2 protein-coding genes are annotated in these 1,979 nt (G+C 71.8%); both read left to right on the forward strand.

Annotated features, from left to right (window positions below):
* Positions 1–129: 129 nt before the first annotated feature.
* Complete coding sequence (gene era / locus BGN97_RS13995) at positions 130–1,041, forward strand: GTPase Era (protein WP_292702715.1); 912 nt, start codon at positions 130–132, stop codon at positions 1,039–1,041.
* A gap of 1 nt (position 1,042) precedes the next feature.
* Positions 1,043–1,979, forward strand: a 937-nt coding sequence (locus tag BGN97_RS14000; RefSeq protein ID WP_292702717.1) for an NADP-dependent oxidoreductase, incomplete at its 3' end; no start/stop codon positions are given.

Consider the following 1,979-nt stretch of genomic DNA (forward strand, 5'->3'; position numbering starts at 1 on the left):
GGGCGACGGCATCCGTGGACGGGCTGGTGCTCACCGGCGGGGCCTCTCGCGGCCGGGGGCGAGGGATCGCGACCGTGTTCGTGGAGCGCGCGCCGGAGGAGAATGAAGACGTCGATGGAGGACGCGCAGATGACTGACAGCACCCGAAGCGGATTCGTGACGTTCGTGGGACGGCCGAACGTCGGCAAGTCCACGCTGACCAACGCGCTGGTGGGGGAGAAGATCGCCATCACCAGCGAGAAGCCGCAGACCACGAGGCGGGCGATCCGCGGCATCCTGAACCGCCCGGACGGGCAGCTCGTGATCGTCGACACCCCCGGCATCCACAAGCCCCGCACGCTGCTCGGCGAGCGGCTGAACGACCTGGTGGATCAGGTGCTCGGCGACGTCGACGTGATCGGCTTCTGCGTGCCCGCGACCGAGAAGGTCGGGCCGGGCGATCGCCGCATCGCGGCGTCGCTGGATGGCTATCCCCGGGCGAAGAAGGTCGCGATCGTCACGAAGACGGATGCCGCCGACAAGGACGACATCGTCGAGCGCCTCATGGAGGTCGACTCGCTGCGTGAGGACTGGGCCGCGGTCATCCCGCTGTCGGCGCTCGGCGACGGCTCGATGGGCCGCGATCAGCTGAACGTGCTGGCCGACGAGATGCTGCTGCTGATGCCCGAAGGGCCGCGGCTGTACGAGGACGGCGTCGTCACCGACGAGTCCGACGAGGACCGCATCGCCGAGATCATCCGCGAGGCCGCCCTGGAGGGCGTGCGCGACGAGCTGCCGCACTCGATCGCCGTGGTGGTCGACGACGTCGAGCCTCGCGAGGACAGCGACATCATCGACGTGTACGCGTCGATCGTCGTCGAGCGCGACAGCCAGAAGGCCATCATCATCGGACGCAAGGGCGCGCGTCTGCGCGACGTGGGGACCGCCGCGCGCGTGGGCATCGAGGAGCTGCTCGGCTCCCGTGTGTTCCTCAAGCTCCATGTGCGCGTGGCCAAGGAGTGGCAGCGCGACCCCAAGCAACTCGGACGCCTCGGGTTCTGACATGGCGCCGCAGCGGACGGCCCTGCACTGGGTCGCGATCGAGCCCGGGACGCCGGACGCCTGGCGCTTCGAGGAGTACGAGGTGGCGGCGCCCGCACCCGGGGAGGTCACGATCCGCGTGCGCGCTGCGGGCGTCAATCCCGCGGATGCCAAGCATGTCGCCTCCGCGCGCCCCGGCGTCGAGTTCCCCGCGCCGATCGGCTACGAGGTCTCGGGCGTCGTCACCGCCGTCGGCGCGGACACCGAGATCGTCACCGGCCCGGTCGCGGTGGGCGACGAGGTGATCGCGTTCCGCGTGAACGGGGGCTATGCCACCGAGTTGACGGTCCCGGCGCAGAAGGTGCTGCGCAAGCCCGCTGCGCTGACGCACGCCGAGGCGGCGAACCTGCTGCTGGCCGGCTCGACGGCATCCGCGATGCTGCACGCGGTCGACGCGAGACCGGGGGAGACGCTGCTGCTGCACGCCGCCTCCGGCTCCGTCGGCGCGAGCGTGCTGCAGCAGGCCGCGGCGCGCGGCATCCGGATCATCGGCACGGCGAGCCCCGCGCGTCTTGACGCGGTGCGTCGCTTCGGAGGCGTTCCTGTGCCGTACGGCGAGGGCCTGGCGGGGCGCATCCGCGCGGCGATGGAGGAGGCCGGCGTCGAGACGATCGACGCCGCGCTGGATGCGGCGGGCACGGCGGAGGCCACCGAGACATCCCTCGCTCTCGTCGGCGATCGGCGGAGGATCGTGACCATCGCGGCGCCCAGGCATGCCGCCGAGCACGGATTCCAGGCGAGCTCTGGCTCGGATCCTGAGACGGCGCGCTTCCGCGACGCGGTGCGCATCCGCCTGGTCGAGGCCGCGGAACGCGGCGATCTCGTCGTGCCGATGGCGCGGGAGTACCCGCTCTCGCAGGCGCCCGAGGCGCTGCGCTTCCTGGCCGAGGGGCACCCGG

This window comes from Microbacterium sp. 69-10 (genome assembly GCF_001897945.1).
Classification (GTDB): domain Bacteria; phylum Actinomycetota; class Actinomycetes; order Actinomycetales; family Microbacteriaceae; genus Microbacterium.

Bases quoted from the DNA above. Each gene is read 5' to 3' on its own strand.
- era (WP_292702715.1), top strand. From the start codon at position 130: ATGACTGACAGCACCCGAAGCGGATTCGTGACGTTCGTGGGACGGCCG.